25 protein-coding genes and 4 tRNA genes are annotated in these 26,098 nt (G+C 33.5%); 12 read left to right on the top strand and 17 right to left on the bottom strand.

Features of this window, described 5'->3' with window-relative positions; all coding sequences use genetic code 11:
- Positions 1-81: 81 nt before the first annotated feature.
- Positions 82-375, top strand: coding sequence for a thioredoxin family protein (locus AC2TDS_RS09735; protein ID WP_484738887.1), 294 nt, complete (start codon positions 82-84; stop codon positions 373-375).
- On the opposite strand, the gene AC2TDS_RS09730 is transcribed toward AC2TDS_RS09735, so the two are convergent.
- On the bottom strand, positions 372-1,016 hold the full coding sequence (locus AC2TDS_RS09730; RefSeq protein WP_484738886.1) for a polysaccharide deacetylase family protein: 645 nt from the start codon (positions 1,014-1,016) through the stop codon (positions 372-374). The genes AC2TDS_RS09735 and AC2TDS_RS09730 overlap by 4 nt on opposite strands.
- A gap of 3 nt (positions 1,017-1,019) precedes the next feature.
- The gene (locus AC2TDS_RS09725; protein ID WP_484738885.1) at positions 1,020-4,139 is read right to left on the bottom strand and encodes a protein O-mannosyl-transferase family; all 3,120 of its coding nucleotides are present in this window, start codon (positions 4,137-4,139) and stop codon (positions 1,020-1,022) included.
- A gap of 171 nt (positions 4,140-4,310) precedes the next feature.
- Between AC2TDS_RS09725 and AC2TDS_RS09720 the strand changes: the two genes are divergently transcribed.
- The 4 genes from AC2TDS_RS09720 to AC2TDS_RS09705 all read left to right on the top strand — a co-directional run bounded on the left by AC2TDS_RS09720 (position 4,311) and on the right by AC2TDS_RS09705 (position 4,873).
- A tRNA-Gln gene (locus AC2TDS_RS09720) sits at positions 4,311-4,381 on the top strand.
- A 93-nt stretch (positions 4,382-4,474) separates the two neighbouring features.
- Positions 4,475-4,545 (top strand) — tRNA-Gln (locus AC2TDS_RS09715).
- 93 nt (positions 4,546-4,638) lie between these two features.
- Positions 4,639-4,709, top strand: a tRNA-Gln gene (locus tag AC2TDS_RS09710).
- Positions 4,710-4,802: 93 nt separating this feature from the next.
- Positions 4,803-4,873 (top strand) — tRNA-Gln (locus AC2TDS_RS09705).
- A gap of 17 nt (positions 4,874-4,890) precedes the next feature.
- On the opposite strand, the gene AC2TDS_RS09700 is transcribed toward AC2TDS_RS09705, so the two are convergent.
- The gene (locus AC2TDS_RS09700; RefSeq protein WP_484738884.1) at positions 4,891-5,244 is read right to left on the bottom strand and encodes an arsenate reductase family protein; all 354 of its coding nucleotides are present in this window, start codon (positions 5,242-5,244) and stop codon (positions 4,891-4,893) included.
- A 50-nt stretch (positions 5,245-5,294) separates the two neighbouring features.
- Here AC2TDS_RS09700 and AC2TDS_RS09695 point away from each other — a divergent pair, with 50 nt between their 5' ends.
- From AC2TDS_RS09695 to AC2TDS_RS09680, 4 genes are all read left to right on the top strand, one after another.
- On the top strand, positions 5,295-5,750 hold the full coding sequence (locus AC2TDS_RS09695) for a DinB family protein (RefSeq protein WP_484738883.1): 456 nt from the start codon (positions 5,295-5,297) through the stop codon (positions 5,748-5,750).
- A 38-nt stretch (positions 5,751-5,788) separates the two neighbouring features.
- A complete protein-coding gene (locus AC2TDS_RS09690; RefSeq protein ID WP_484738882.1) occupies positions 5,789-6,937 on the top strand; it encodes a cystathionine gamma-synthase in 1,149 nt (382 codons plus the stop codon).
- A gap of 370 nt (positions 6,938-7,307) precedes the next feature.
- Entirely contained in the window at positions 7,308-7,901 is a 594-nt protein-coding gene (locus AC2TDS_RS09685; RefSeq protein WP_484738881.1) for a TetR/AcrR family transcriptional regulator, read from the top strand.
- Between the two features lie 51 nt (positions 7,902-7,952).
- On the top strand, positions 7,953-8,435 hold the full coding sequence (locus AC2TDS_RS09680; protein ID WP_484738880.1) for an acyl-CoA thioesterase: 483 nt from the start codon (positions 7,953-7,955) through the stop codon (positions 8,433-8,435).
- An 80-nt stretch (positions 8,436-8,515) separates the two neighbouring features.
- Here the strand turns inward: AC2TDS_RS09680 and AC2TDS_RS09675 are convergent, their stop codons facing one another.
- The 4 genes from AC2TDS_RS09675 to panB all read right to left on the bottom strand — a co-directional run bounded on the left by AC2TDS_RS09675 (position 8,516) and on the right by panB (position 11,602).
- Positions 8,516-9,109: a hypothetical protein gene (locus AC2TDS_RS09675; protein WP_484738879.1), complete on the bottom strand. Its 594-nt coding sequence runs from the start codon at positions 9,107-9,109 to the stop codon at positions 8,516-8,518.
- Between the two features lie 40 nt (positions 9,110-9,149).
- Positions 9,150-9,443 (bottom strand): TM2 domain-containing protein, encoded by a 294-nt coding sequence (locus AC2TDS_RS09670; RefSeq protein WP_484738878.1) that lies wholly within the window; start codon positions 9,441-9,443, stop codon positions 9,150-9,152.
- 377 nt (positions 9,444-9,820) lie between these two features.
- Complete coding sequence (locus AC2TDS_RS09665; protein WP_484738877.1) at positions 9,821-10,762, bottom strand: 2-hydroxyacid dehydrogenase; 942 nt, start codon at positions 10,760-10,762, stop codon at positions 9,821-9,823.
- 21 nt (positions 10,763-10,783) lie between these two features.
- Positions 10,784-11,602 (bottom strand): 3-methyl-2-oxobutanoate hydroxymethyltransferase, encoded by an 819-nt coding sequence (panB, locus tag AC2TDS_RS09660; protein ID WP_484738876.1) that lies wholly within the window; start codon positions 11,600-11,602, stop codon positions 10,784-10,786.
- Between the two features lie 545 nt (positions 11,603-12,147).
- Here panB and AC2TDS_RS09655 point away from each other — a divergent pair.
- The 3 genes from AC2TDS_RS09655 to AC2TDS_RS09645 all read left to right on the top strand — a co-directional run bounded on the left by AC2TDS_RS09655 (position 12,148) and on the right by AC2TDS_RS09645 (position 13,739).
- Positions 12,148-12,720, top strand: coding sequence for a sigma-70 family RNA polymerase sigma factor (locus tag AC2TDS_RS09655; protein WP_484738875.1), 573 nt, complete (start codon positions 12,148-12,150; stop codon positions 12,718-12,720).
- 3 nt (positions 12,721-12,723) lie between these two features.
- Positions 12,724-12,984 carry a hypothetical protein gene (locus AC2TDS_RS09650; RefSeq protein ID WP_484738874.1) on the top strand — a complete coding sequence of 87 codons (261 nt, stop codon included), beginning with the start codon at positions 12,724-12,726 and terminating at the stop codon, positions 12,982-12,984.
- Positions 12,985-13,097: 113 nt separating this feature from the next.
- A complete protein-coding gene (locus AC2TDS_RS09645) occupies positions 13,098-13,739 on the top strand; it encodes an O-methyltransferase (RefSeq protein WP_484738873.1) in 642 nt (213 codons plus the stop codon).
- Between the two features lie 7 nt (positions 13,740-13,746).
- On the opposite strand, the gene AC2TDS_RS09640 is transcribed toward AC2TDS_RS09645, so the two are convergent.
- The 10 genes from AC2TDS_RS09640 to AC2TDS_RS09595 all read right to left on the bottom strand — a co-directional run bounded on the left by AC2TDS_RS09640 (position 13,747) and on the right by AC2TDS_RS09595 (position 26,098).
- Positions 13,747-14,028: a Sec-independent protein translocase subunit TatA/TatB gene (locus AC2TDS_RS09640; protein WP_484738872.1), complete on the bottom strand. Its 282-nt coding sequence runs from the start codon at positions 14,026-14,028 to the stop codon at positions 13,747-13,749.
- 93 nt (positions 14,029-14,121) lie between these two features.
- Complete coding sequence (locus AC2TDS_RS09635) at positions 14,122-14,415, bottom strand: FoF1 ATP synthase subunit delta/epsilon (protein WP_484738871.1); 294 nt, start codon at positions 14,413-14,415, stop codon at positions 14,122-14,124.
- Positions 14,416-14,490: 75 nt separating this feature from the next.
- The gene (gene atpD, locus AC2TDS_RS09630; RefSeq protein WP_484738870.1) at positions 14,491-16,002 is read right to left on the bottom strand and encodes a F0F1 ATP synthase subunit beta; all 1,512 of its coding nucleotides are present in this window, start codon (positions 16,000-16,002) and stop codon (positions 14,491-14,493) included.
- 176 nt (positions 16,003-16,178) lie between these two features.
- Positions 16,179-17,537 carry an OmpA family protein gene (locus AC2TDS_RS09625; RefSeq protein WP_484738869.1) on the bottom strand — a complete coding sequence of 453 codons (1,359 nt, stop codon included), beginning with the start codon at positions 17,535-17,537 and terminating at the stop codon, positions 16,179-16,181.
- A 118-nt stretch (positions 17,538-17,655) separates the two neighbouring features.
- The gene (gene kbl, locus AC2TDS_RS09620; RefSeq protein WP_484738868.1) at positions 17,656-18,849 is read right to left on the bottom strand and encodes a glycine C-acetyltransferase; all 1,194 of its coding nucleotides are present in this window, start codon (positions 18,847-18,849) and stop codon (positions 17,656-17,658) included.
- A gap of 48 nt (positions 18,850-18,897) precedes the next feature.
- Positions 18,898-22,029: a UvrD-helicase domain-containing protein gene (locus AC2TDS_RS09615; RefSeq protein ID WP_484738867.1), complete on the bottom strand. Its 3,132-nt coding sequence runs from the start codon at positions 22,027-22,029 to the stop codon at positions 18,898-18,900.
- 141 nt (positions 22,030-22,170) lie between these two features.
- Positions 22,171-23,331, bottom strand: coding sequence for a metal ABC transporter permease (locus AC2TDS_RS09610; RefSeq protein WP_484738866.1), 1,161 nt, complete (start codon positions 23,329-23,331; stop codon positions 22,171-22,173).
- A complete protein-coding gene (locus AC2TDS_RS09605) occupies positions 23,324-24,448 on the bottom strand; it encodes a metal ABC transporter permease (RefSeq protein WP_484738865.1) in 1,125 nt (374 codons plus the stop codon). Before AC2TDS_RS09605 ends, AC2TDS_RS09610 begins: the two co-directional genes overlap by 8 nt.
- Positions 24,448-25,185 (bottom strand): metal ABC transporter ATP-binding protein, encoded by a 738-nt coding sequence (locus tag AC2TDS_RS09600; protein WP_484738864.1) that lies wholly within the window; start codon positions 25,183-25,185, stop codon positions 24,448-24,450. The genes AC2TDS_RS09605 and AC2TDS_RS09600 overlap by 1 nt, the downstream gene beginning before the upstream one ends.
- A gap of 1 nt (position 25,186) precedes the next feature.
- Entirely contained in the window at positions 25,187-26,098 is a 912-nt protein-coding gene (locus AC2TDS_RS09595; protein ID WP_484738863.1) for a metal ABC transporter solute-binding protein, Zn/Mn family, read from the bottom strand.

The raw sequence follows: 26,098 nt of genomic DNA, 5'->3' as shown, positions 1-26,098 counted from the left end.
AATCCTTTTTAAAGCTTAAATAATATATTAGTAACAAAAAATTAGTACTTTTAAGCGGTTTATATTAAAAACGTACGTTAAATGACAAAATTTGGTGAAATCATAAGTGTTAACAAACCAGTGTTAATTGACTTTTATGCGGATTGGAGTGAATCTGAGCCAAGCCTAGACACGTTGCGTGATGTTGCTGCCGCTTTAGGAGACAAAGCTAAAGTTATTAAAATTGATATCAGAAAAAACGAGATTTTAGCAGATGCATTACGAGTAAAAGGAAATCCGACGTTTATGATTTATAAGAACGGTGAAATGAAATGGCGACAAACTGGTGATCAGGACGCCAATACACTGATAGGTTTAGTACAGCAATATGTTTAAGATATAGCTTTAAAAGAATATCCTTTGTTGGTAAATTCTTTTAGTACCTTAGGTAAGCTGTAATATAATTTTTCTTGTGCTTTTATACTATCATGGAAAACAACAATACTTCCACTTTCTGCATTGTTCAATACATTGTCTAAGCATTTTTCTTTAGAAATAGATTGGTCAAAGTCACCAGAAATAACATCCCACATAATAATTTTATATCCTTTTTTCAGAAGCTGATTACCCTGTGAACGTTTGATTTTTCCATAAGGAGGGCGGAAAAGCTTAGTTGTTGGAGTGGTGGTTATATACGAATTACTTATGGTTTCCCATTTTTCAATATTAAGGAGGTACCTTTCTAAGGTTGTTTTCCGTCCATTTAAGTGGTTAAAAGTATGGTTACCTATACTGTGACCATCTTTCAGGATTTCGTTGAAAATACAGGGGTGTTTCTTTATGTTCTCGCCGATGCAAAAAAAGGTAGCTTTAGCGTTATAGAGTCTCAATTTGGATAGTACAAACTCAGTAACTTCTGGAATTGGACCATCATCAAACGTTAAATAGATTTCTTTCTTGTTAGAAGAAAAAGACCACGTAAATTTTGAAAATAACTTCGCAATAATACGTGGTGTTTTTATAGGATATAACCTCATCAGTTATGGCTTGATAGTATCCAGCTCTAATTCTTGGCTTGATGGATCTTCATCATCGGGCATTAGATGTCTGAATAATCTAGCATGACTTACATAGTCTCTAAAGATCTTGTTAGTATAGTCTTCGTCGCTATCATATTCACTGATTTGTTGTACAATATTTTGATACATATATAAATAAGTATCTATATTTTCTATAACCAACTGAATGTCATTAGTTGAAAAAGTATCGTAGTAACGGAGGTTTTGTTGGAAAATATCAATTAAGGTTTCGGCAGTTTCTCGTGCTTTATCTTTGTCACCAATTCTGTAATATAATTCAGGGTACCCTAAAGAGAGGCTAAAATGCCCAAAATCCTTTATCGGCATTTTGTATAATGATAAATCCAAAACATCTTTAGCGTTAACAGAATCATTAGATTTTAAGAACTCTTCAGATAAACGCATTAAATTATTACGCAGTGAAATAACATTACGCTTACTTTGTTCATCCAAATAAATCTCACCGTTATTAATAGTTTTCCAGTCCCACTTCTTAATATTGGCATACATTTTTTCTGGATCTATACGTCCCATTTCAAACATAGATCGTCCTCTGTTTGGCGTTTTAATCGGAACTAACTTATACGACATACCATCTAACTGCAAATAGTCTTTTAACCAAATATATTCTTCATCAGCACTAGCGCCTCCTGTAAAATAAATTGGACGTTTCCAGTCGAAGTTGTTCAGAATATCCAACATTAAAATTCGGTTTTTAGAAATACCTTGCCTATCAATACTGATATCGATATAATTGACAATTTTATCAGCATCTTTCATTGCTACCAAGCCAGTTTCAAGTACATTCTTTTTATTAACAGGAATTCGAATTTTGTTAGTTGGGTAGAATTTTTCTTTTGCGCCATCACCAGCATCTAAATAAGTAGCATCGTTGTCACTGGCAATCCAACGCATAAAATCATTTATTTGAAGAATAGAATCCTTTAATTGTGGTATGGGGTAATAATAGGCTAAATCTAAGGTGCCATACTTATACTGATCATGAGTTAATTTAGAAGGAATAGGGTCCGCATCATAGGTTTTCTTCTTCATTTGATCAATATACCAATCTGTTTGAAATAGACTTGTATTCACAATCTTTATATCCCTTCGAACGCCCTCTATTTGTTGCATGTACCATAGAGGAAAGGTATCATTGTCTCCTATGGTAAAAATAATAGCATTAGGATCGCAGCTTTCTAAGTATGTTTGCGCATTTAACTGAGCTAAATACCTGTCTGATCGATCGTGGTCATTCCAGTTTTGGAATCCCATTAGTAATGGTACAGCGAGTAATGAAATAGAAGAAACTCCAACAGCCACCATTTTTTTATTGGCGTAATTTTTAAAATAGTCATACAAAGCCAGTACTCCAAAACCAATCCAAATAGCGAATACATAAAATGACCCTACTACCGCATAATCACGTTCACGAGGTTCAAATGGTTTGGGATTGGTATAAAAGATAATAGCAAATCCAGTAAAAACAAAGAATAAACACAACGTGTATAAGTTTTTCCTGTCTTTATTAACTTGGTATAACAAGCCAATAATACCGAGAATTAACGGAAAAAAGAAGTACGTATTTCTCCCTTTATTATTTTTGATATGATCAGGGAGACTCTGTTGAGAACCTAGTCGCATTTCATCTATAAAATCAATACCACTTAACCAGTTTCCATTTTCAAAATCTAGATGTCCTTGAATATCGTTTTGACGTCCTACAAAATTCCACATGAAATAACGGCCATACATATACCCAAATTGGTAGTCAACCATGAATTTTATGTTTTCAACAAAGGTGGGGCGTCTTTTACTGCCAGCCGGGATTCCTGCAATTCTTTTGTAGTGTTCTTCAGAAGCCGGATCAACCATTCTAGGGATAAGTCCTTTATGTTTACTCGACCAGTTTGGTAAAACGTTTTTGTATCTATTTACAACGACATACTCACCATTTTTTTTCTCATATTTAGGTTTGTCATCTTTATATGGTTTCGCTGCATCTTGTTCTCTATTATAAGCAAAAGAGTAATACTTGTCATAAAACACATTTGCATCACCATACTGTTCTCTATTGTAATAGGCCAATAATTCACGAGCACTTGATGGGTTATTTTCATTAATAATTGTATCAGCATTTGCACGAATAGGTAACATTAACCAAGACGAGAAGCCTATCATAATGAATAAAACTGACAAAATTAACGTGTTGGCTGCAATTAAGTTCTTTTTTCGGGTGTATTTCAAAGCAAAGTAGAATAAACCAATTAACACAATCCCGGCAATTATAGTTCCTGAATTATAAGGCAAGCCTATTTGGTTAATAAAGAATAGTTCTGAAACACTAAAGAATTTTAAGGTAAATGGGAATAGGAACTTAAAAACAAGAGCTAAAACTAAAATTGAGATAAAGGTAGCAATAGCGGTAGTTTTTGTTGTGATGTTTTTATACGTTTTAAAGAAATACAGCATTACAATAGGAGGAATTACCAGTAATGACAGTATATGTACACCAAATGATAAACCAACTACAAAACTGATAATAACTAACCATTTGTTACCTCTAGGGGTGTTCAGTTCTGATTCCCATTTAAGCCCCAGCCAAAACAACAAAGCCATTAAGAATGATGACATGGCATATACCTCACCTTCTACAGCGCTAAACCAGAAACTATCTGAAAATGTATAGGCTAAAGCACCTACTAATCCACTTCCTAAAACAGCGATAGCTTCATTTTTACCAAACGTACTATTTTTAACAACCATTTTTTTTGCCAAATTGGTGATGGTCCAAAACATAAATAATATGGTAAAAGCACTTGCGAGCCCAGACATGAAATTTACCATAAATGCCCAGTTACTTGGGTCATTACTAAACATAGCAAAGAAGGCTCCAAGCATCTGAAATAAAGGAGCACCTGGAGGGTGTCCTACTTCTAAATTTACAGCAGTTGAAATATATTCACCACAATCCCAAGAGCTTACAGTGGGTTCAAGGGTGAGTGTGTAGGTAATTAGAGCCACGGCAAATGAAACCCATCCTAAAATAGTATTCCATTTTTTGTAGTTAAATTCGTTCATATGGTTTTTTAATAAGATGTTGCGAATGTACTAATAACTAGTGTGTTTTAAGTAAGGCAAAAATATAATTTTGATTTGTTTTTAAAGAATAAAGTTCTGTTAAAAGAAAAAAAGCAAAAATAATTTGTCAAAATAATTTTATAGTATATATTTGCACCCGCAATGCTTAATTGGCCTATGGTGTAATGGTAACACACCGGTTTTTGGTACCGATATTCAAGGTTCGAGTCCTTGTAGGCCAACAAGAAATCCTTACGGAAACGTAGGGATTTTTTAGAATTTAATGTTTTTTGCTAATAAAAGTATAAATTTTTATATTTGTGTTAGTTAGGTATTGGCCTATGGTGTAATGGTAACACACCGGTTTTTGGTACCGATATTCAAGGTTCGAGTCCTTGTAGGCCAACAAGAAATCCTTACGGAAACGTAGGGATTTTTTAGAATTTAATGTTTTTTGCTAATAAAAGTATAAATTTTTATATTTATGTTAGTTAAGTATTGGCCTATGGTGTAATGGTAACACACCGGTTTTTGGTACCGATATTCAAGGTTCGAGTCCTTGTAGGCCAACAAAAAATCCTTACGGAAACGTAGGGATTTTTTAGAATTTAATGTTTTTTGCTAATAAAAGTATAAATTTTTATATTTGTGTTAGTTAGGTATTGGCCTATAGTGTAATGGTAACACCCCGGTTTTTGGTGCCGTTATTCTAGGTTCGAATCCTAGTAGGCCAACAAAAAATCCTTACCATTTAAATGGTAAGGATTTTTTGTTTTAAACCGTCAATTACTTTCTTACTATTACCAATAAAAATAGTATCATCTATAATAAAAACAGGTCGTTTCAAAAACGTGTATTCATCTAAAATATATTGTCTATAATCCGTTTCGGTTAGATTTTGATTTTTTAAATCCATTTCTGTGTATAATTTAGCTCTTTTGTTGAACAAAGCTTGATAGCTATTACTAAGATTATACATTTCCTCTAATTGTTCTACAGTTATAGGAGTTGTTTTTATTTCCTGCTTTTCAAAGCCTTCAAGGTTAACTTCTTTTAAAATTCTTCTACAGGTATCACAAGTTTGTAAAAAATAAACTTTCTTCATTTTATGATGTAAATGTTTAACAATATCTTTGAGCTAAAATAAACAGAAAAATGGATATACAATTCGAAGCTCTTCATAAATCTAGAGAATTGGTTATGAAGATGATAGATGGGTTAACGATGGAGCAATTGCATACAATACCTGAAGGATTTAACAATAATATTGCTTGGAATGTTGCACATTTGGTGGTAACACAACAGTTATTGCACTATAAGTTATCTAATTTACAATGTTTAGTCCCTGACGATTTAATTGAAAAGTACAGAAAAGGGACAAAACCTTCTGAAAATTTCACTGAAGAAACTTTTGACGAGGTAAAAGAGTTATTTATAGGGCTACCGAACACCTTGAAAGAAGATTTTGAAGCCGGTATATTTGTCGATTATAATGAATATGAAACGAGTACTGGTTTTGTGTTGAGTTCTTTTGAGAGAGCGGTTGCTTTTAATAACTTACATGAGGGTATTCATTTGGGTGTAATCATGGCTATAAGAAAATTGGTGTAAACTTTTGTAATTTTGTTACAAGTAAAATAGTATAGAGAATGGAATTTAATACAAAAACAATACATGGAGGTCAGCAACACGAAGAAGCGACAGGCTCAGTGATGCCTCCCATATTTCAAACATCTACGTATGCACAGTCGAGCCCTGGAGTGCATAAAGGATATGAGTATTCAAGGGCAGCTAACCCGACAAGAACAGCACTTGAAAATGCATTTGCTGCGATAGAAAATGGTACACATGGATTTGCCTTTTCTTCTGGCCTTTCTGCAATTGATTGTGTATTACGATTGTTGAATCCAGGCGATGAAGTAATTGCTGGGGATGATTTATACGGAGGAACGTATCGTATGTTTACTAAATTATTTCAAAAGTACGGACTGCAGTTCAAGTTTGTTGATATGAATGAGGTATCGAACGTAACCAATGCTATGTCAAAAGCAACAAAACTAATTTGGCTAGAGACACCTACAAATCCATTGATGAAAATTGCCGACATAACGGAAATAACTAAGGTAGTTAAGGCGTATAGTACTGATATTTTAGTAGCTGTAGACAATACATTCGCAACACCTTACTTGCAAAGACCATTAGATCTTGGAGCTGATATCGTAATGCATTCTGCCACCAAATATTTAGGAGGTCATTCAGATTTAGTAATGGGTGCCTTGATGGTCAAAGATTTAACATTAGCAGAAGAGTTGCATTTTATTCAATTTGCTGGTGGTGCCGTGGCTGGACCAATGGATTCTTTTTTGGCATTACGAGGTCTTAAAACCTTGCACTTGCGTATGCAACGTCATTGTGAAAACGGAAAAGTTATTGCTGACTACTTAATAAACCATCCAAATGTAGGAGAGGTGTATTATCCAGGTTTAGAAAATCATCCAAACCACCATATTGCAAAAAAACAAATGAATGACTTTGGAGGAATGGTTTCTTTCCGTTTAAAAGATGAAAGCCAGAAAGCTGCATTTACCTTTTTAGAAAATACAAAGGTATTTACGCTGGCTGAATCTCTAGGAGGTGTGGAGAGTTTAGTAAATCATCCAAACACGATGACACATGCGTCTATTCCTGAGGATGAACGTTTAAAGATAGGTATTACAGACTCTTTAATCCGCTTAAGTGTTGGTGTTGAAGATATCGATGATTTAATCGCTGATATAGAGCAAGCGCTGAATAAATAGAGCGTATTAGTTTCTACAATTATAAATGCACTGAATTTCAGTGCATTTTTTGTATGTGTGTTTTAGGATTTAGAGTACCTTATAATTTGGTGTACTCATCAAACGGGATCGGATCAGTATTGGGTGGATAGGGTAACAGCACTAGGAAAAAGTTCAAAATTAAATAAAGATTCTGTTTCAGGTAGGGTAGAAACAAAAAATATACCTTTTGGTATATTTTGTTATATTTGTATGGTAGTACCAATGTTTCTTTAAAACTACAGAAGGATTTTTCCAACTATACTCTAGTTTTAAAGAAACATTGGCATTAGTATGTAAAAACCATAGTTACCTATAACATTATTGGAGGAAAGCTATAATATTTGAAACCATGTCGAAATCTGAAAGAACCAAGGCACACATTATAGAAACAATAGCACCAATTTTCAATAAAAATGGATATTCAGCAATGAGTTTGTCTAAAATAACAGCAGCTACAGGTTTAACTAAAGGTGCTATTTATGGGCATTTTAAAAATAAAGAAGAACTGGCTACCGAAGCATTTTTGTTTTCTATACGTAGGGTACTGAAAGATTTAAATAATGAAATTAATAAAGGCGAAACACCTTTAGCTAAGTTGTTGAATATAGGGTCCTTCTATAAGGGGTATTATTATTATAGTAAACAATACGGAGGTTGTCCGATTTTAAATATTGGTGTCGATTCAGATCATCAGAATACGATTATCGCTGATTTGGTACGATCATATAATCACAGAATTTTGAAACAATTTTCATTGCTAATAGAGGCCGGAAAGAAATCTAATGAAATTAACGCTTCAATTGACAGTATGGCATACGCAAAACGGTTCTTTTATATGATTGAGGGCGCAGTATATATGGCACATATAATGAAAGATGATAGCTATTTGCTTGATGTCTCTGAAACAATGGAATATATGATAAAACAGCATATGATAAAATAAATTTTTTTAATCATAAATATACCGAACAGTATATTTTTAAATCTTAATACTATGAAATTACCAAAAATCTTAGAAAGTAAAACAAAAATTAGATTTCAAGATTGTGATCCTTTTAATCATTTAAACAATGCTTCTTATTTTAATTATTTAATTAATGCTAGAGAAGATCAGTTAATAGCAAATTACAATTTAGATATTTATACGCATGGAAAAGAAACAGGTAAAAATTGGGTAGTCGCTTCACATCAAATTGCCTATTTGAAACCTGCGATTTTAATGGAAACAGTAACTATCGATTCGCAATTGATTGAATACGGAAACAAGAAATTACTCGTAGAAATAAGAATGTGGAATGAGTCGAAAACTGAACTCAAGGCTGTAATGTGGAGCTCATTTGTGTATTTCAATTTGTTGACAGGGTCATCAGAGAAACATTCAGAAGATTTATGCAGACTATTCGAGAATGTTGTATTACCTCTTGAACAAACAACATTTGAAGAAAGAATGCAGAGTTTGCGATATCAAAAAGTATAAAGGGTTTATTATCCTATTTATGACTTTTATAAAGTCAATAGAGGGGGAGTATAAAACTCCCCTGATTTTAGTGTTTCTTTTTATTTGCCAAACAAACGCTGAAAAAAGTTCTTTGTTTTTTTGGTAGCGTCTTTAATTTCCTCTTCTGCATCTTCTGCAAAGTCAGCGATATGTTCACTAGCTTCACCAACAATTTCCGATGCTTTTTCTGAAATGTTTTCAAGAACATCTTTGGCATCTTCAGCAAACTCATTAGCTTTCGCTTGTATGTTTTTAGCTTGATCACTTTCTAGTATTTCAGAAACTTTTTCTTTAGTGTCTTCAGCGAACTCATTAGCTTTTGCTTTCATGTTTTTAGCTTGATCGCTTTCTAGTATTTCAGAAATTTTTTCTTTAGTATCTTCTGCTAAATCTGTTAATTTTCCTCCTATGTCTCCTGCTATTTCCGATACTTTCTCCGAAGCTGATGCCACTGATTTTTTGGCATCTTCAGCAAACTCATTAGCTTTCGCTTGTATGTTTTTTGCTTGATCGCTTTCTAGTATTTCAGATACTTTATCTTCCGCTTTCTTCGTGAATTCAGAAACTTTTTCTGAGATCTCATTCATCGTTTCTTTAGTTTTGTTGACTTCTTCATTAAGATTTTCATCTAGTTTTTTGTTTTCTTCAGACATTTTATTTTAATTTATTCATTAATATTATGGATTATAATTTTTAAAACCAGGGCTTTTGGTTTATTTGATATAAATGAAAAAATTCCTCGTCTGATTTTGACAAATACAGAATGCCTTCAATAAAACCAATAAGTGACATTAATCCAGAAAATATACCACAGGTTATAATGGTTAATATTATGGTAATCAATAAGGTAATTATGCCTTCTTTTGTATAACCCAAAATAAATTTATGAACACCAAGTCCACCAAGTATAATGGCAGTAATACCTGCTAAAATTCTTTTGTTATCTTGTTGAGGTATTCGTTTTCCATCTTTATCTACGATTTCCATTTTTATAAGTTTAGAAGTAGTGCTTAAATTTATAAAAAAAGACTTGCTTTTAGGTGTTTATAATTAAATTTTCTTTCAATTAGTAGACATATTTATGATGATTACCTATTAGTTTAAGAAAAGAAGAAGGCACCTCTAGACGTTTTTTACCTTTTTGAAATTAGATTACGGCATGTTTTATACCATTTACCATTTTATTTTACAGTAAATTCAAATTGTAATTGGTGTTAAGTAATAATGTGAGTTAGAATTGGTGTTTTATTGAATAAAATATAAAGTAGTTGTTTTTTTGAATACAAATTTGAAATATTGATAATTAAAGTGTTTCGTGCTTGGGAAGTTTATAAGCACAGTTAATCATTTCCATTTTTAGTAGTCTACGAACTAAAATTTTCTTTGATTTTATCAACTACTGTTTGTGCTAATTTTTCTTTACTCTCCAGTGTCCAACCAGCCACATGAGGTGATAATATGACTTTATCAGACTCAATTAAATACTTAAACGGATCAGGCATTTTACTGCCTGTAAATAGATTTTCGAATGATTTTTTTTCGTATTCAAGAACATCTAATCCAGCCCCTAAAATTTGACCATCTTTAATTGCTTTAACCAAATCGCTTGTTACAACCGATTTTCCTCGGGCAGTATTTAATAGCCAAAACGGCTTTTTAAAATTATGAATAAACTGAGAATTGATCATGTTTATGGTATTGTTCGTTTGAGGAACGTGCAGGCTTACTATATCAGCATTTTGTTGTAATTCTTGTAGGCTTACTTGCTCGCAGTTTTGATCGGCAACATTTGGTTTGATATCGTAACAAATAGTTTTAACATCAAATCCACGAAGTTTTTTAGCAAATGCTTTACCCATATTACCGTAACCAATAATTCCCACGGTTTTCCCATCCAATTCAATACCGCGATTCTCTTCACGCAACCATTTTCCATTTCTAATTTCGCTATCAGCTTTGTTTAGTTTGTTGAATAAAGAAAGCAACATTCCTAGAGTGTGTTCACCCACGGCATTTCTATTACCTTCCGGAGCAGATATCAACTGAATCCCTTTCGCAGTAGCATACTCACAATCTATATTTTCCAAACCAGCGCCAACTCTACCAATAAACTTTAGATGGGTAGCCTTATCCAAGAATTGTGAATCTATAGTGAATCTACTTCTGATTATAATTCCATTATAGTTGTGAATAACCGCTTCTATTTGGTCTTTCGTGGAAGAATAATCTTCCTCATTTTTAAAACCGAAATCTTCTAGTTGTTCTATTAATAGAGGATGATTGGTGTCTAAGTGTAATACTTTCATTACTAGAAAAACCGATAAAAATTAGTATTGTTCTGTTTCGTTAGGAAAATCTCGTGACTTTACGTCTTTAATATATTGTTCAAAAGCTTTAGTCATTTCAGTATACAAATCTAGATATCTACGTAAAAATCTTGGGCTAAATTCAAAAGTCATACCAATCATATCATGCGTAACTAACACTTGTCCATCTACGCCAGATCCTGCGCCGATCCCTATAACAGGAATGGTTAAACTTTCTGCTATTTCTTTGGCTAATTTGGCAGGCACTTTTTCTAAAACAAGGGCAAAACATCCTAATTCTTGTAAAAGCTTTGCGTCTTCCTTGAGTTTTTGTGCTTCAGCTTCCTCTTTAGCTCTTACCGTATAAGTTCCGAATTTATAAATAGATTGAGGGGTTAGCCCTAAATGGCCCATTACAGGGATTCCAGCAGTTAAAATACGAGAAATAGATTCTGCAATTTCACTTCCTCCTTCTAGTTTTACAGCATGACCACCAGATTCTTTCATAATTCTGATGGCAGAGTCTAAGGCATGTTTAGAGTTTCCTTGGTAGGTTCCAAATGGAAGATCTACAATTACTAATGACCTGTCGATAGCACGAATAACAGAACTGGCATGATATATCATTTGGTCCAGTGTTATAGGTAGCGTGGTTTCGTGTCCAGCCATTACATTTGATGCCGAATCTCCAACTAAAATAACATCTATTCCTGCCCCATCTACAATTTTTGCCATCGTGTAATCATAGGCAGTTAACATTGAAATTTTCTCGTTGTTTGCTTTCATTTCAATCAACGATTTAACTGTAACTCTTTTATATTCCTTTTTTGCTGTTGACATTAGTTTTCTTTTTGAATGTCGTAAAAATAGTCATTTTTGTTAGATAATTATCCTGTTAATTTTTTGTTAGCCCCATTTTTTTGATGGAATTTACAGTAGTTTTATAAGATAAACTCGTATTTAGATGTGTTCCTTACTGCTATTGATTGTTAGTCTTTATTATAAATATTCTCTGTGGGTATCAGGTTTTATTCTCTTGAAATGTTTAAGAATTATTCCCAGATGTTTTATGGTAAGGCAAAAATAGTATTGGAGGTTCAATTCTCTAAACTTTGAAGCTTATGGTAATAAGGTTTTATGAATTATTTTTGTACATTAGGGGAGATGACCTCATAGTCTTCCTGGTTTTTTTAGTGCTGTATCTATAAGAATTAGGAAAAATTTATGCCAATATAAAGTGTTTTAATTTACTGAAAAGAACATGAATTAGTTTTTTAAAGTATAAAAGATTTGGGGAGAGGTTACAGGTGTTATATATTGGATTACTAAGGATTAGCTTTTTTTATGGTATATTATTCAATAAAATTTAATGTATATTTGGGGTGATGAACTTTAAAACAAACACTAGTAGTTTAGCTCCTGATAAGTGGATTGATAACTATGCAGATTATTTATTTAATTATACGGTAGTTCGTGTTAATGATGAAGCTGTAGCCAAAGATTTAGTTCAAGAAACATTCTTTGCAGCTTTAAAATCGGCTAAAAATTTTAAAGGGAAATCTACAGAAAGAACTTGGCTTGTATCGATTTTAAAACGAAAAATAATCGATTATTATAGGAAAATCAATTCTAGAAAAGGACAAGCGGAAGTGCGAATGAATTTTTATCAATCGGGTGAAAATGAAGGGTCTTGGATTGAAGAGCGTGTGCCTCAATCTTGGATGAATGATATAGAGCATGATATAGAAAATGATGAGCTTAAAGCTCAAATAGATAAGTGTATTAATAGTTTGCCTGAAAAATATGCTATGGTTTTTAAAATGAAAACCATACAAGAATTCGAAACTGAAGAGATTTGTAAGGAACTGGATATTACAGCGTCCAATTTATGGGTTATAATCCATAGAGCTAGAGCTTCCTTGAGGAGTTGTATAGAGAAAAATTGGTTTAATAATTAAAGTATGTTTAAAAAGTTTAAAATTACTTGTAAGGAAGCTACAGCCATTTGTGATAGAGCACAATATGGAGAGGCCTCTTTTTTTGAAAAAACGAAACTGAATTTACATATTTTATTATGTAAATTATGTAAGTTGTATTCATTTCAAAATAATGTTCTTACTGGCATTTACAAGAGTAAAGCTATAGAATGCAAAGCGAAGAAGTATACCTTAAATGAGGTGGATAAACTAGAGTTAAAACAGAAAATAAAAGAAATTATTTAAAATATTTTCCGGCCTTTTTTTAAAAAGGCCATTTTTGATTTTTTGTTAGATTGAAACGGAATTTATTGTAAAGATAAATTCCGTTTTTTTAATTTTGTCAACAAATAATGAATATGAATTTCTTACCTGAATCTATCGACGATTATGCTGTTAATCATTCTCAAGCAGAACCTAAATTATTACAAGAATTAAGCAAAGAAACTTGGCAAAAAGTGTTAAATCCAAGAATGTTAAGTGGGGCTTATCAAGGAAGGATATTAGCAATGATCTCCAAACTAATAAACCCTAAAACCATTTTGGAAATAGGTACGTATACAGGATACTCAGCTCTGTGCTTAGCAGAAGGATTGAGAGAAGGTGGGGTGGTTCATACAATTGATAAAAACGAGGAATTAGAGGAGCTTCAACAGAAGTATTTTCATAAGTCCGGATATAAACATCAAATACGACAGTATATTGGCAATGCACTAGATATTATACCAACCATAGATGCAACCTACGATCTTGTATTTATAGATGCTGATAAGTCAAATTATTTACACTATTTTGAATTAATTATGAGTAGAATGAATACAGGAGGAGTGATTCTTTCTGATAATGTATTGTGGAGTGGAAAGGTCGTTGAAGAGCTTAATCCTAAAGATACTGACACAAAAGTGCTTTTAGCATATAATAGATTACTGAAAGAGGATAGTAGGTTAGATACGGTATTATTACCTATTAGAGACGGGTTAACAATTAGCAGAATTAAATAGGTCCGTACTATCTTTTGCGTTTAATAGGTCCCGTAAGATCGTCTAAGTTGTCTTTTACGTCACTAATTTCTTTATTAATGTCTTTCACAAAATCGGTTTCTAAACCTTGTTTTTGAGCACTATCATTAATCTCTTTTTTGATATCATTAGTAGCGTCTTTAAGTTGACGCATTCCTTTACCTAAACCTCTAGCTATTTCAGGGATTTTGTCGGCACCAAAAAGCATTACTACAATTAAAATTATAATAAAAAGTTCAGGGCCACCAATAAATAAAAATATAGTATTCATAATCTATACAAAGATAGTTAAAAAGACGTTAGTTTAAGAAACAAAAAAGCCAAACCATATAAGGTTTGGCTTTTTTATAATGTTTGAATGCAATTAATCAGCAAGAATAATTACTTTATTATCTTTCATCTCTAAAGTGCCAGATTTTATTTGCAAAGTTAAAACTTTGTCATCAGCTGGTAATTTTTCAATAAGTCCATGTAAGTCATCAAAAGATAAATGATCTTGACTATGCATATGAACTTTAATTGTTCCTTCTTCTAACAAAGATACAACTGGTGCGTGGTCGTTTAACATTTGAAATTCACCATCTAAACCAGGTACTGTCACAGAATCCACTTCTGATGAGAATAAAATAGCCTCTGGAGTTACAATTTCTAAAAACATAATTTTAAAGTTTTTAGTTTTTAGTTTTTAGGTGTAGTTAACGGATAACTTGTATCTAAAAATCTAAAAACAGGTTTACGCTTCAGCTAACATTTTTTCACCAGCATCAATTGCTTCTTGAATAGATCCTTTTAAGTTGAATGCAGCCTCAGGATATTTGTCTAATTCTCCATCCATAATCATAGTAAATCCTTTGATAGTGTCTTTAATATCAACTAAAACTCCTGGAATACCAGTAAATTGTTCAGCAACATGGAAAGGTTGAGATAAGAAACGTTGTACACGACGTGCTCTATGTACTACTAGCTTATCTTCTTCAGACAATTCTTCCATTCCTAAGATGGCTATAATGTCTTGTAATTCTTTATAACGTTGTAATAATTCCTTTACTTTTTGAGCACAGTCATAATGTTCGTTACCTAAAATCTGAGGAGTTAAAATTCTTGATGTAGAATCTAACGGATCAACAGCTGGGTAAATACCTAACTCAGCAATTTTACGTGATAATACTGTAGTAGCATCTAAGTGAGCAAAGGTTGTTGCAGGTGCTGGATCTGTTAAATCATCAGCAGGTACGTATACAGCTTGCACAGACGTAATAGAACCTTTCTTTGTAGAGGTAATACGCTCTTGCATTGCTCCCATTTCAGTAGCTAAGGTTGGTTGGTAACCTACGGCAGAAGGCATACGGCCTAATAGAGCTGATACCTCTGAACCGGCTTGCGTAAAGCGGAAAATATTATCAACGAAAAATAAAACATCTTTTCCTTGTGTTTCACCAGCGCCATCACGGAAATATTCAGCGATAGTTAAGCCAGATAAAGCAACACGCGCACGAGCTCCTGGTGGCTCATTCATTTGACCAAAAACGAAAGTAGCTTTAGAATTTCTCATTCCTGGGATATCCACTTTTGATAAGTCCCATCCTCCATCTTCCATAGAATGCATAAAATCATCACCATATTTGATAATTCCTGATTCTAACATCTCTCTTAATAAATCGTTTCCTTCACGAGTTCTTTCTCCTACACCAGCGAACACTGATAGTCCACCGTGACCTTTGGCTATATTATTAATTAATTCTTGGATCAATACTGTCTTTCCTACTCCAGCTCCACCAAATAAACCAATTTTACCACCTTTTGAATAAGGCTCAATTAAGTCGATTACTTTAATACCAGTAAATAATACTTCTGTAGAAGTAGATAATTCTTCAAATTTAGGTGCTTGACGGTGTATTGAAAGACCAGCATCACCAGATTTAGGTAAATCTCCTAATCCATCAATCGCATTTCCTGTAACGTTAAATAAACGTCCATAAATATCATTACCTATTGGCATTTGAATAGGACTACCAGTGGCAATTACTTCTTGCCCTCTTTGTAAACCATCTGTTGCGTCCATAGAAATTGTACGAACTGTATTCTCACCAATATGTTGTTGAACTTCTAAAACTAAAATAGAACCATCAGTTTTTTTAATTTCTAATGAATCGTAGATCTTTGGTAATTCAGCATTTTCTGTATTAAACTCAACATCGATAACTGGACCAATAATTTGAGAAACTTTACCTGTTATTGTAGACATTACTATATGTAATTAAAGTTATTTATTTTGTTAAGTGAGTATTAACTCATTTTTCAAGGTGCAAAGGTAATTTTTTAAAGCCAATTTAAAAAATGTTTCTATGTATTTTTAACTTATTTCCAATAAAAAAAGCCTCACATATTGTGAGGCTTTGATTTATATAGTGTGTAGTTAAATTACTTTACTAATTTAATTTCAACACGTCTGTTTTGTGCTCTACCTGCTCTAGTTTTGTTACTAGCTATTGGGTACTGCTCTCCAAATCCTTGAGAAGTTAATCTTGAAGAAGAGATTCCTGATTTAGAAACTAAATAGTCTAATACAGCTTTTGCTCTTTTTTCAGATAATCTTAAGTTTGAAGCTTCTCTACCTGAACTATCAGTATGACCTTGAACGCTAAAGTTAGCTTTAGGGTATTCTTTCATGATGTTAGAAATTAAATCTAATTTACTAGTTACACCATTTTTGAAAGAAGATCTTCCTGAGTTAAAGTAAATTGCTCTTGCAAAATCATTTAATTTTTTAACAGCAGCATCTTCGATAATTACTTCAGGACAACCGTTGTTAGAAGCAACACCTTTAACGCTAGGACACTTATCATCTTTGTCTAATACTCCGTCTCCGTCAGTATCAGGCCAAGGACAACCGTTGTTAGCAGCTGGACCAGCAGTGTTTGGACACTTATCTTTGTTGTCAGCAATTCCATCGCTATCAGCATCAGGACAACCGTTTAAAGACTTTAAACCAGCTTTTGTAGGACAAGCATCATCTTTGTCAGCGATTCCGTCACCGTCAGCATCAGGACAACCGTTTAATGCAGCTAAACCAGCAACTTCTGGACAAGCATCATCAGAATCTTTAATGCCATCTCCGTCAGCATCAGGACATCCGTTGAACTCTTTTAAACCAGCAACTTCTGGACAAGCATCATCTTTGTCGTAGATACCATCTCCGTCAGTATCTTTTCCTCCAAATTTAAACACTAAACCAATTGAGTGTTGAAAATGGTCTTGAACTTTATCAGCAAATTCTTTTTTACCACCTGTTTGGAAGTTTAACCCTAGGTTATCGTTAAACCAAGTGTTGAAACCTAAACCAGCGTTTAAAGTACCTTCTCCATTATCTCCTAAGTTAGCATAACCACCACCTAAGTATACATATGGATCAAACCATGCAGTTTCACCGAATAAGTTGTTTAAGTCATACTTTACGTTTGCATCGATAGCCCAATAAAGCTCATCCATGTCGTTTTCACTACGAAAAGTTTCGATCTTGTTTAAAGAACCTGCTAATTGTAATGAGAATCCATCGTTTAGGTATCTGTCAACAGAAATTCTTGAAACAGAAGGTAAGATATTCCAGTCACTAGTACCGAGATAATCCTTAGCATAGTCTGCAAATTCTGTTGGAATTCTAAAGTCAACAGCGTTAACCCCAAATCCAACTACCCATGGATTGTCTGAATCCTGTGCGCTTATCGTTCCAATTGTAGCGAACGTAAACAAAGCCATCACAGCTAATTTTAATTGTTTCATTATTAAAAATTTAAATTAAAAGTTCGTTTATATATAACGCAAATGTAAGTTGTTAAAACTTATTTACAAAAACAAATCTACAAAAACTTATAAGAAAAGCAAGTTTTTGAAACATTATCTATATTACCTTTAACTCTTTACCGACTTTTATAAAAGCATTTATTGCCTTGTCTAAATGCTCTTTATTATGTGCTGCAGAAAGTTGTACTCGTATACGTGCTTGTCCCTTTGGTACAACGGGGTAAAAGAATCCAATAACATAAATATCTTCTTTCAAAAGTTTGTCAGCCATTGTTTGTGATAATTGGGCGTCGTAAAGCATTACAGGCACGATAGCAGCGTCGGCTCCCACTAAATCGAAACCAGCTTTTTCCATTTCAGTTCTAAAATAGTTCGTATTCCATTCTAGTTTATCTCGTAAAGAGGTATCATTTGATAGAATATCAAAAACTTTTAAAGAAGCTCCTACAATGGCAGGTGCTAATGAGTTTGAAAATAAATAAGGGCGCGAACGTTGACGTAAAATTTCTATGATTTCTTTTTTTCCTGTGGTATAACCTCCCATAGCGCCTCCTAAAGCTTTTCCTAAAGTTCCAGTAACGATATCAACTCTATTGAGTACATTCTTTAATTCTACGGTTCCACGACCTGTGGTTCCTATAAAACCGGCAGCATGGCATTCATCAACCATAACAAGGGCATCATATTTGTCGGCTAAGTCACAAATTTCATCAAGTTTGGCTACGATGCCGTCCATTGAAAATACACCGTCAGTAACGATAATTTTAAATCGATGATTTTGCTTAGATGCTGCAATAAGTTGATCTTCTAAAGACGTCATGTCGTTATTGTTATATCGATAACGAGCTGCTTTACATAAACGAACCCCGTCAATGATGGAAGCATGATTTAAACTATCTGAAATAATCGCGTCTTCTTTCGTTAATAAAGGTTCGAAAACACCTCCGTTTGCATCAAAGGCAGCAGCGTATAGTATCGTGTCTTCGCTTTGGTAAAATTCTGCAATCTTTTTTTCAAGTTGCTTGTGAATATCTTGTGTTCCGCAAATAAAACGAACCGAAGACATGCCAAAGCCGTGGGTATCCATAACATCTTTTGCTGCTTGAATGACTTCAGGGTTGTTTGACAAGCCTAAATAGTTATTTGCACAAAAGTTAATTACTTCTTCTCCTGTTGATATTTTAATAACCGCATCTTGCGATGATGTTATGATACGTTCTGATTTATATAATCCGGCATCTTTGATTTCTTGTATTTCTTTTTGTAAATGCTCTTTTATAGTTCCGTACATATTGACTTGGTTTATGAATATTGAGGTTTGCGCGTCAAAGTTAGTATGTTAAATTTCTTCAACCAAAATTTCTTTACCTATATATACCAAGAGCTTTTTATGGATAGTGAAATTCATTGATTTTAAGGTGTTTCCGTATTTTAACAGTTGTTGGTGGTGCGCTTTTGATGGTTTGCCCGTTTTGTAATCGATAATCGTAATACTGCTGTTAGCTAGAATTAATCTGTCTGGTATTATAATTTGGTTATCTGCTGTTACAATTTCTCTCTCATTGTATATGGATGCCTTTTCGGAAAAGAATTCGATTAGTTTAGGATGGGTTACGATCTTTTTGATATTGTTTGCTACTTCTAAAGCATCTGTTTTCTGAATACTTCCCTGATTGGTGTATGATTCAATTATTTCAGGAATGTCTTTTTCAGTGTAAATTTTAGACATCATTTCGTGTATGAGGTTTCCATATTCTATGGCTTCTTCTTGTTTAGTATTCCATAATTTAGAAGCACTCGCAAGCATATATATGTTGTGTTCTTGCCAAGGTGACGATATGAATTTCTCTTGAGTTTCACTTTTGTTTTTCCGTGGTTCTTTTTTGCTCATTCTATCGGGGTTTCCAAAGCTATAATGCTGTAGTTCGTTGTCCCATATCCCTATTTTTTTTAGGTAATTGATGAAAATTCCAGAGTAATAGTTCGTGTTTTCGCCTACTTTAGAGAGTCTTTTTTCTGTTATAATGTGTAATTGTTCTATGGGCCTAGTCAAAGCCACATATAAGAGATTGAAGTTATCGAGCTCAAGTTCTTCTCTTTGTTGATGGTAAAGTTCAGTACCTCTTTTGCTGATATAATTCAACTCTTTATTAAAAGGGATGAGTAATTCTTGGAATCCATTAAATTCTTCAGGAAGGTTATTTAACCAAACTTTCGGATTAATTTGATGATATATATCTAAATCACATGGAAAAATAACTACAGGAAACTCTAACCCTTTTGATTTGTGTATGGTCATGATTTGAACCGCATCAGCTCCTTCAGGAGCGACAATACTGAGGTTGTCTTTTTTTCTTTTCCAGTAGTCTAGAAAACTTTGAATGTCTGTACCTTTTCTTTGCTGTTCTAAAACAATATCAAGGAAAAATTGGATATAAGCATCCGAAGAATTGATTAGGTGAAAGGCTCTTATAATTTCTTCTGATTTTTCATAAAAAGGGAGTTGGTGAAAAGTACTGACATCAAAATGGGTATTGTATTTTTTTAATTCTTCAAATAGAGTTGACGTAGGAAGTTTAATTAGTTTTGCGATGAAGGTGTGGATGTCTTCGCTAACTTTCAAATGATCATATAAGAAATAAAGTACTTCGAGCAAGGTTTCTTTGTCGGAAGGATGTTGTATTATCTGAAGAGTGTTAATTATAAAAGTTACTTTATTGTTGTTTTTTAGCAATAAGGTTTCCGAAGAAACAATTGGTATTTTATTTTCAGATAAATAGTTTGCTATAGCCATACCTTCATCTTTTTTGCGCACTAGCACACAAATCTCTTCAAGATTAAAGTCGTTTTGTAACTGTTTTATGGTTGCCAAAACTTGCTTTGGGTATTTCAGTGTGTTTTCTTCTTTGTCTTCGAGTTTTTCCAGAAAGGAAAGACTAACATGCCCTCCTTTTTTATTGTTTTCTAATTGTTTGTTTCCTTCAGTGAAAAGTTGTTTGTAATTTTCGTTTTGTAAGAAATTAGCAACGTGCTGAAAAAAAGTATTGTTAAAGTTTATGACTTCACTATAACTTCTGAAATTTGTTTCGAGTGTTGCGATTTTTTTGTTGATCTGAAAAGGGTTTTTTGAGTTCTCAGATTCGGTTCCTAGATGTATAAACTGCGCTGCTTTTCCACCACGCCAACGATAAATAGCTTGTTTTCCGTCTCCTACTAACAAAAGACTGCTGTTTTCTTGAGATAAGGCATTGTCAATTAGTGGGATAAGATTTTTCCATTGCAGGGTAGAGGTATCTTGCATTTCATCGATGAAATAATGCATGAACCGTTGCCCGATCCGTTCATAGATAAAGGGCGTAGGTTGATCTTTTATGTTGTTAGCAATTAGTTGGTTGAATTCAGCGTTTAAACGAATATTGTTTTCTTCTTTTATAGTGTTTAATTCGGTGTTTATATTGTTTAGTACAGCTAAAGGAATAATACTTTTTAAGGCTAATTCACATAAAATAAGCTGTCCGTAGATGGTTTTACTTTCGTAGAACAACTCAATTAAGCGAGGTAGAATATTTTCTATAGCGCTCATAACTTCTGGTTTGGCTGTTTTTGTGTAGAAGCTATGGTTTTCAATTGCTTTTTCAATAGTTTCACTACGTTTTTTAAAATCAAACTTGGAGTTAAATTCGCTTAAATCTCTCAGGAAGTTAGGGAAAGTGGCACGAGTAAAATTTTTAGGAGTTAGGCCTTCTTTTTCAATAATACTGAGTGCTTCTATTCCTGTGTTTTTAATCTTTTTTAACAGGGTGTTTTTGTTTAGAAAAAGAGTGTTTTTTAGTTGAGTAAAATCCTTTAGCGTTTTAGTTAATAAGATTTTAAAATGCTTGAGATCGTCTTCATTCAATAAAACTCTGGAGATATCGTTTAATTCTCGTGAGATATCCCATGACTTATCGTCATCTGTTTTTTCCAGTGAAAACTGGATAAGTAATTGGGTGATATCTTTATCAGATCCTATTTTGGAAATCAATACATCTACGGCTTCATTTAGTAATGATACGGCATCCATTTCTACCTCAAAGTTTAATGATAACCCTAAGTCAAACGCAAAATTTTTGATAATTTTATGAGTAAAACTATCAATGGTGGTAATTGAAAAGGATGCATAATTTTTTAGAATGGCACTTACTATTTTTTTACTGCGAAACTGAATGGTTTTCGAGTCGACAGAAACTTCATCTAAAATGATTTGGAGTAGCTCATTTGTTTTTCCTTCTGAAAAATCTTGTAGGTTTTTCAAAACGCGCTCTTTCATTTCACCTGCAGCTTTATTGGTAAAAGTAATGGCTAATATTTTTTGAAAAAGAAAAATGTCTTCAGCTTGTAAAAGTATTTTTATATATTCTTTTACAAGCGTAAATGTTTTTCCACTACCGGCTGAGGCATTGTAAACTTTAAAGCTAGAAGGTGTATGCACAGAAGTTATAATTTAACGCAAAGTAGTTTTTTTTGAATTAAATGACAAAAAAACACCCTTTTGTATTTGTTCTTTTTTGTGGGGCGAAAACAATATTTTGCTTAGTAGGGTAACATTTAATTTTTAGAGAGAGGCTGTTTCTTAACCCCTAAACAAAAAGAAATCTTTTTTCATGGACTCTATTTTTGAATCATCATTGGTTATGATGTAGTCAATTGCTTTTTCGGTAAATATTTTTCCTTTAGGAGTAAGGGAGATAATTTCGTTTTCAATGGAAATCATGTTGTTTTTTTTAGCGAACTCTACAATCAATTTTGCTTTTATTTTATGCCAGTTAATGTGTTCATTTAAATGATTGAGATGTCTTTCTTTTTTTTCGGAATGGTTGCTTAGGTGTAGCAGGAAAGTAAGTAGCTGCACTTCTTTTTGTTGTTGTTTATTTCGGTAGAGCACTGAAATTAATCCGTTATTTGGTGCAAATAAATAGACGAATAAAAAGAGCAACCCTAACATGGTTGTCATGGATCCAGATATAGAAGCGTCTAGCCAATGCGCTACCCAATATCCTGTGATGGCAGAAAATACTCCGAACAGGACCGCTAATACAAGCATTTTTTTTAAATCATTAGTAAGCAGGTAAGCAGTTGCGGCTGGAGCAATCATTAATGCAACAACTAAAACGGCGCCTACGGCGTCAAAGGCACCTACTGTTGTGATAGATGCAATACTCATGAGGCCGTAATGAATAATTGCTGGAGAAAAACCCAAAGCAGTAGCAAGGCCTGAGTCAAATGTACTGATCTTTAACTCCTTAAAGAAGGCTATGAGTAAACCGATTGTTATTGCCAAAATACTTCCAATGACCCACATAGATTTTGGGCCTAAATCGATATTGTTAAATAACAATCTGTCAAATGGAGCAAAAGCCAATTCGCCCAGCAATACAGCATCAACATCTAAATGTACATCATTTGCATTTTTGGCAATTAAAATTACACCAATACTAAACAATGCCGGAAATACGAGTCCGATAGCTGTATCTTCTTTTACTAGTTTTGTTTTTTGAATATATTCTACAAGAATAACGGTAATAATACCGGAGAGTGCTCCCATTAAAATAAGTAAAGGAGAATTTAAATCATGGGTAATAAAAAAACCAATAACTAAACCAGGCAAGATAGAATGACTAATAGCATCACTAATCAATGCCATTTTTCGTAATACTAAAAATGTTCCAGGGATGGCACAAGCGATGGCTACTAAGCTCGCGATTAATTGTATTTCTAATTGGGCGCTACTCATTTTCTTGATTTTGGTTGTATAAATTCCCAGCAAATGAAAAGCCATCTTTTGTCATTGACCACATTTTTCCTTCTACTTTGATATAATTTCGTTCTTCTAATTTTTTTAAAGTACCTCTGGTATACCCTTGAAAATTATTTAAAATTTTTATGGTATGCGGATGTGACTTGTCTTCGTGTGTTTTGACAAGGTCAAACATAAATGAGAGGGTTTTATGGAGTTTTAAGTCACGACGGTTTTTTAAGAGTCGAATTTGGCGAAACAACAGGCCTCTTGAAGGGGAAAAAATAAATGATATAACCACAAATACGGCAGCCACAAGAACAATCACAGGTCCTGTAGGTAAGTTAGATTGGCTAGCGCTAATTCCTGTACCGATAACACCTGAAAGTGCTCCAAAAAAGGCAGACAAAATCACCATAACACTCAAACTATTTGTCCATTGTCGAGCAGCCGCGGCAGGAGCTAGTAACATGGCGCTCATTAAAACCACACCAACTGTTTGTAGGCCTAAAACAATAGCTAGTACAATAAAACTAGTAATTAAAATATCTATAAATTTGGTGTTGAAACCTAGTGTTTTTGTAAAGTCGGCATCAAAAAGTAATATTTTAAATTCCTTCCAGAAAAGAAGCAAGACGATTAAACAAATACCAGTAACAATTGCCATAAACCAAACATCTTTAATGAGTAATGTTGCTGCTTGGCCAAATAAAAATTTATCTAAACCGGATTGATTTGCATTGGGTTGTTTTTGGATGAATGTTAATAGTAACATTCCAAAGCCAAAGAAAATGGATAGAATTAAACCCAGAGCGGTATCGGTTTTTAAATGCGTGTTTTTTATGATACCTCTAATCCAAAAAGCGCCAATTAATCCACTGATTAACGCTCCTAATAACAAAACGTTGGTGTCTTTTGTTCCTGTAATTAAAAAAGCAATAGCAATACCTGGAAGTGAGGCATGAGAAATAGCATCACCTAATAAACTTTGTTTTCTTAACACAGCAAAGCTTCCTAGCATACCACAGATAGCGCCAAGAATCGCTGTTCCGATTGTAATGGTTCGAAGTGTGTAATCGGAAAAGACTAGGTTAAAATATTCTTGTAAATCCATTATTGTTGCACACTTACTTTATAGTTGATTCCGTAAGTTTTAGTTAGGTTGTCGTCATTAAAAATTTCTTTTACGGGTCCGGTAGCAATCTTTTTTACATTTAGAAAAGTTACCCAATCGAAATATTCGGGAACCGTTTGCAAGTCATGATGTACAACGACAACTGTTTTTCCTGCCTTTCGTAATTCTTTCAAGATGTTAATAATGGCTATTTCAGTTGTTGCATCTACTCCTTGAAAAGGTTCGTCCATAAAATAGATAGATGCATTTTGCACTAGAGCCCTTGCTAAGAACACTCGTTGTTGTTGACCGCCCGAGAGTTGAGAAATTTGACGATTTTTAAACGCCAGCATTCCTACTTTTTCTAAAGCCTCTAAAGCGGCTTTTTTTTGAGTGCTACCTGGGCGTTTTATCCAGCCTAAACTTCCATAAGTTCCCATCATCACTACATCAAGAGCCGTTGTGGGGAAATCCCAATCTACACTACCCTTTTGAGGAACATAGGCAACTAGTTTACGTTGTTTATGATACGGTTTTCCGTATACGGTAATGCTACCCGCAATTGGTTTTATAATTCCTAAAATTGATTTGATCAATGTTGATTTTCCGGCACCATTTGGTCCGACAATTGCCATTAAAACCCCTTCAGGTATGGCTAAATCAATATCCCATAATACAGGTTTATAATTGTAGGCTACCGTTAAATCGTCAATAGTTACTGCATATTTTGTTTCCATATTATTTTAACGCATCAATGATCGTATTCACATTATACTTATACATACCAATGTAGGTGCCTTCTGCTGTTCCGGCATTGCCTAGAGCATCAGAATATAAAGTACCTCCAATAACAACCTGATGGTCTTTTGCTCTTACGGCTTCCTGCAGTGCTTCAATAGTTCGTTTGGGTACAGAGCTTTCTACAAAAACAGCTTTCACTTGATTGTCAATGATAAATTTAGCTAATTTTTGAACATCTTGTACACCTGCCTCTGTAGCGGTGGAGAGCCCTTGTAGTCCAACGACATTAAATTTATGCTGTCTCCCAAAATAATTAAAAGCATCATGAGCGGTAACCAAAATTCTTTTCGCTTCTGGTAGTTCATTTATTTTAGAAGAAATAGCAGTATTTAAAACGGTTAATTCATTTAGGTAGCTTTGTGCATTTGCTTTGTAAGAAGCTTCGTTTTTAGGGTCTAATTCAGCTAATTTAGCAGCTACATAGGAAGTAATTTTTATCCAGTTGTTAATATCAAACCAAATATGAGGGTCGTAATTCGAAGCAAAATTTTCAGAAGTAATTAAAGTGTTCTTTTTGAGTATATCTGAAATGACGATAGTTTTTTTATTTTGATGATGCATTTTTTCAAATACTTCTTCTAATTTTCCTTCGAGATGCAATCCACTATAAATTACCACATCGGCATTGACTAATTTAGAGACATCACCTTCACTTGCTTTGTACAGATGTGGATCAACGCCAGAACCCATTAAACCCGTTACTTCAATATAGTTTCCTCCAATATTTTTCACCAAATCCGTAATCATGGTGGTAGTGGTGACTACACTCAATTTAGCATTCTTTTTTTTTGTACTACTAGAACAACTAATCATTGTTGCGATAATAAGTACTGGTATAATTTTTTTCAT

The sequence above is a fragment of the Tenacibaculum profundicola genome (assembly GCF_057220795.1).
Note: the sequence above shows the minus strand (reverse complement) of the source record. Positions and strands in the feature narration are given on the sequence as shown.

Bases quoted from the DNA above. Each gene is read 5' to 3' on its own strand.
- AC2TDS_RS09735 (WP_484738887.1), top strand. From the start codon at position 82: ATGACAAAATTTGGTGAAATCATAAGTGTTAACAAACCAGTGTTAATT.
- AC2TDS_RS09730 (WP_484738886.1), bottom strand. From the start codon at position 1,016: ATGAGGTTATATCCTATAAAAACACCACGTATTATTGCGAAGTTATTT.
- AC2TDS_RS09725 (WP_484738885.1), bottom strand. From the start codon at position 4,139: ATGAACGAATTTAACTACAAAAAATGGAATACTATTTTAGGATGGGTT.
- AC2TDS_RS09700 (WP_484738884.1), bottom strand. From the start codon at position 5,244: ATGAAGAAAGTTTATTTTTTACAAACTTGTGATACCTGTAGAAGAATT.
- AC2TDS_RS09695 (WP_484738883.1), top strand. From the start codon at position 5,295: ATGGATATACAATTCGAAGCTCTTCATAAATCTAGAGAATTGGTTATG.
- AC2TDS_RS09690 (WP_484738882.1), top strand. From the start codon at position 5,789: ATGGAATTTAATACAAAAACAATACATGGAGGTCAGCAACACGAAGAA.
- AC2TDS_RS09685 (WP_484738881.1), top strand. From the start codon at position 7,308: ATGTCGAAATCTGAAAGAACCAAGGCACACATTATAGAAACAATAGCA.
- AC2TDS_RS09680 (WP_484738880.1), top strand. From the start codon at position 7,953: ATGAAATTACCAAAAATCTTAGAAAGTAAAACAAAAATTAGATTTCAA.
- AC2TDS_RS09675 (WP_484738879.1), bottom strand. From the start codon at position 9,109: ATGTCTGAAGAAAACAAAAAACTAGATGAAAATCTTAATGAAGAAGTC.
- AC2TDS_RS09670 (WP_484738878.1), bottom strand. From the start codon at position 9,443: ATGGAAATCGTAGATAAAGATGGAAAACGAATACCTCAACAAGATAAC.
- AC2TDS_RS09665 (WP_484738877.1), bottom strand. From the start codon at position 10,762: ATGAAAGTATTACACTTAGACACCAATCATCCTCTATTAATAGAACAA.
- panB (WP_484738876.1), bottom strand. From the start codon at position 11,602: ATGTCAACAGCAAAAAAGGAATATAAAAGAGTTACAGTTAAATCGTTG.
- AC2TDS_RS09655 (WP_484738875.1), top strand. From the start codon at position 12,148: ATGAACTTTAAAACAAACACTAGTAGTTTAGCTCCTGATAAGTGGATT.
- AC2TDS_RS09650 (WP_484738874.1), top strand. From the start codon at position 12,724: ATGTTTAAAAAGTTTAAAATTACTTGTAAGGAAGCTACAGCCATTTGT.
- AC2TDS_RS09645 (WP_484738873.1), top strand. From the start codon at position 13,098: ATGAATTTCTTACCTGAATCTATCGACGATTATGCTGTTAATCATTCT.
- AC2TDS_RS09640 (WP_484738872.1), bottom strand. From the start codon at position 14,028: ATGAATACTATATTTTTATTTATTGGTGGCCCTGAACTTTTTATTATA.
- AC2TDS_RS09635 (WP_484738871.1), bottom strand. From the start codon at position 14,415: ATGTTTTTAGAAATTGTAACTCCAGAGGCTATTTTATTCTCATCAGAA.
- atpD (WP_484738870.1), bottom strand. From the start codon at position 16,002: ATGTCTACAATAACAGGTAAAGTTTCTCAAATTATTGGTCCAGTTATC.
- AC2TDS_RS09625 (WP_484738869.1), bottom strand. From the start codon at position 17,537: ATGAAACAATTAAAATTAGCTGTGATGGCTTTGTTTACGTTCGCTACA.
- kbl (WP_484738868.1), bottom strand. From the start codon at position 18,849: ATGTACGGAACTATAAAAGAGCATTTACAAAAAGAAATACAAGAAATC.
- AC2TDS_RS09610 (WP_484738866.1), bottom strand. From the start codon at position 23,331: ATGAGTAGCGCCCAATTAGAAATACAATTAATCGCGAGCTTAGTAGCC.
- AC2TDS_RS09605 (WP_484738865.1), bottom strand. From the start codon at position 24,448: ATGGATTTACAAGAATATTTTAACCTAGTCTTTTCCGATTACACACTT.
- AC2TDS_RS09600 (WP_484738864.1), bottom strand. From the start codon at position 25,185: ATGGAAACAAAATATGCAGTAACTATTGACGATTTAACGGTAGCCTAC.
- AC2TDS_RS09595 (WP_484738863.1), bottom strand. From the start codon at position 26,098: ATGAAAAAAATTATACCAGTACTTATTATCGCAACAATGATTAGTTGT.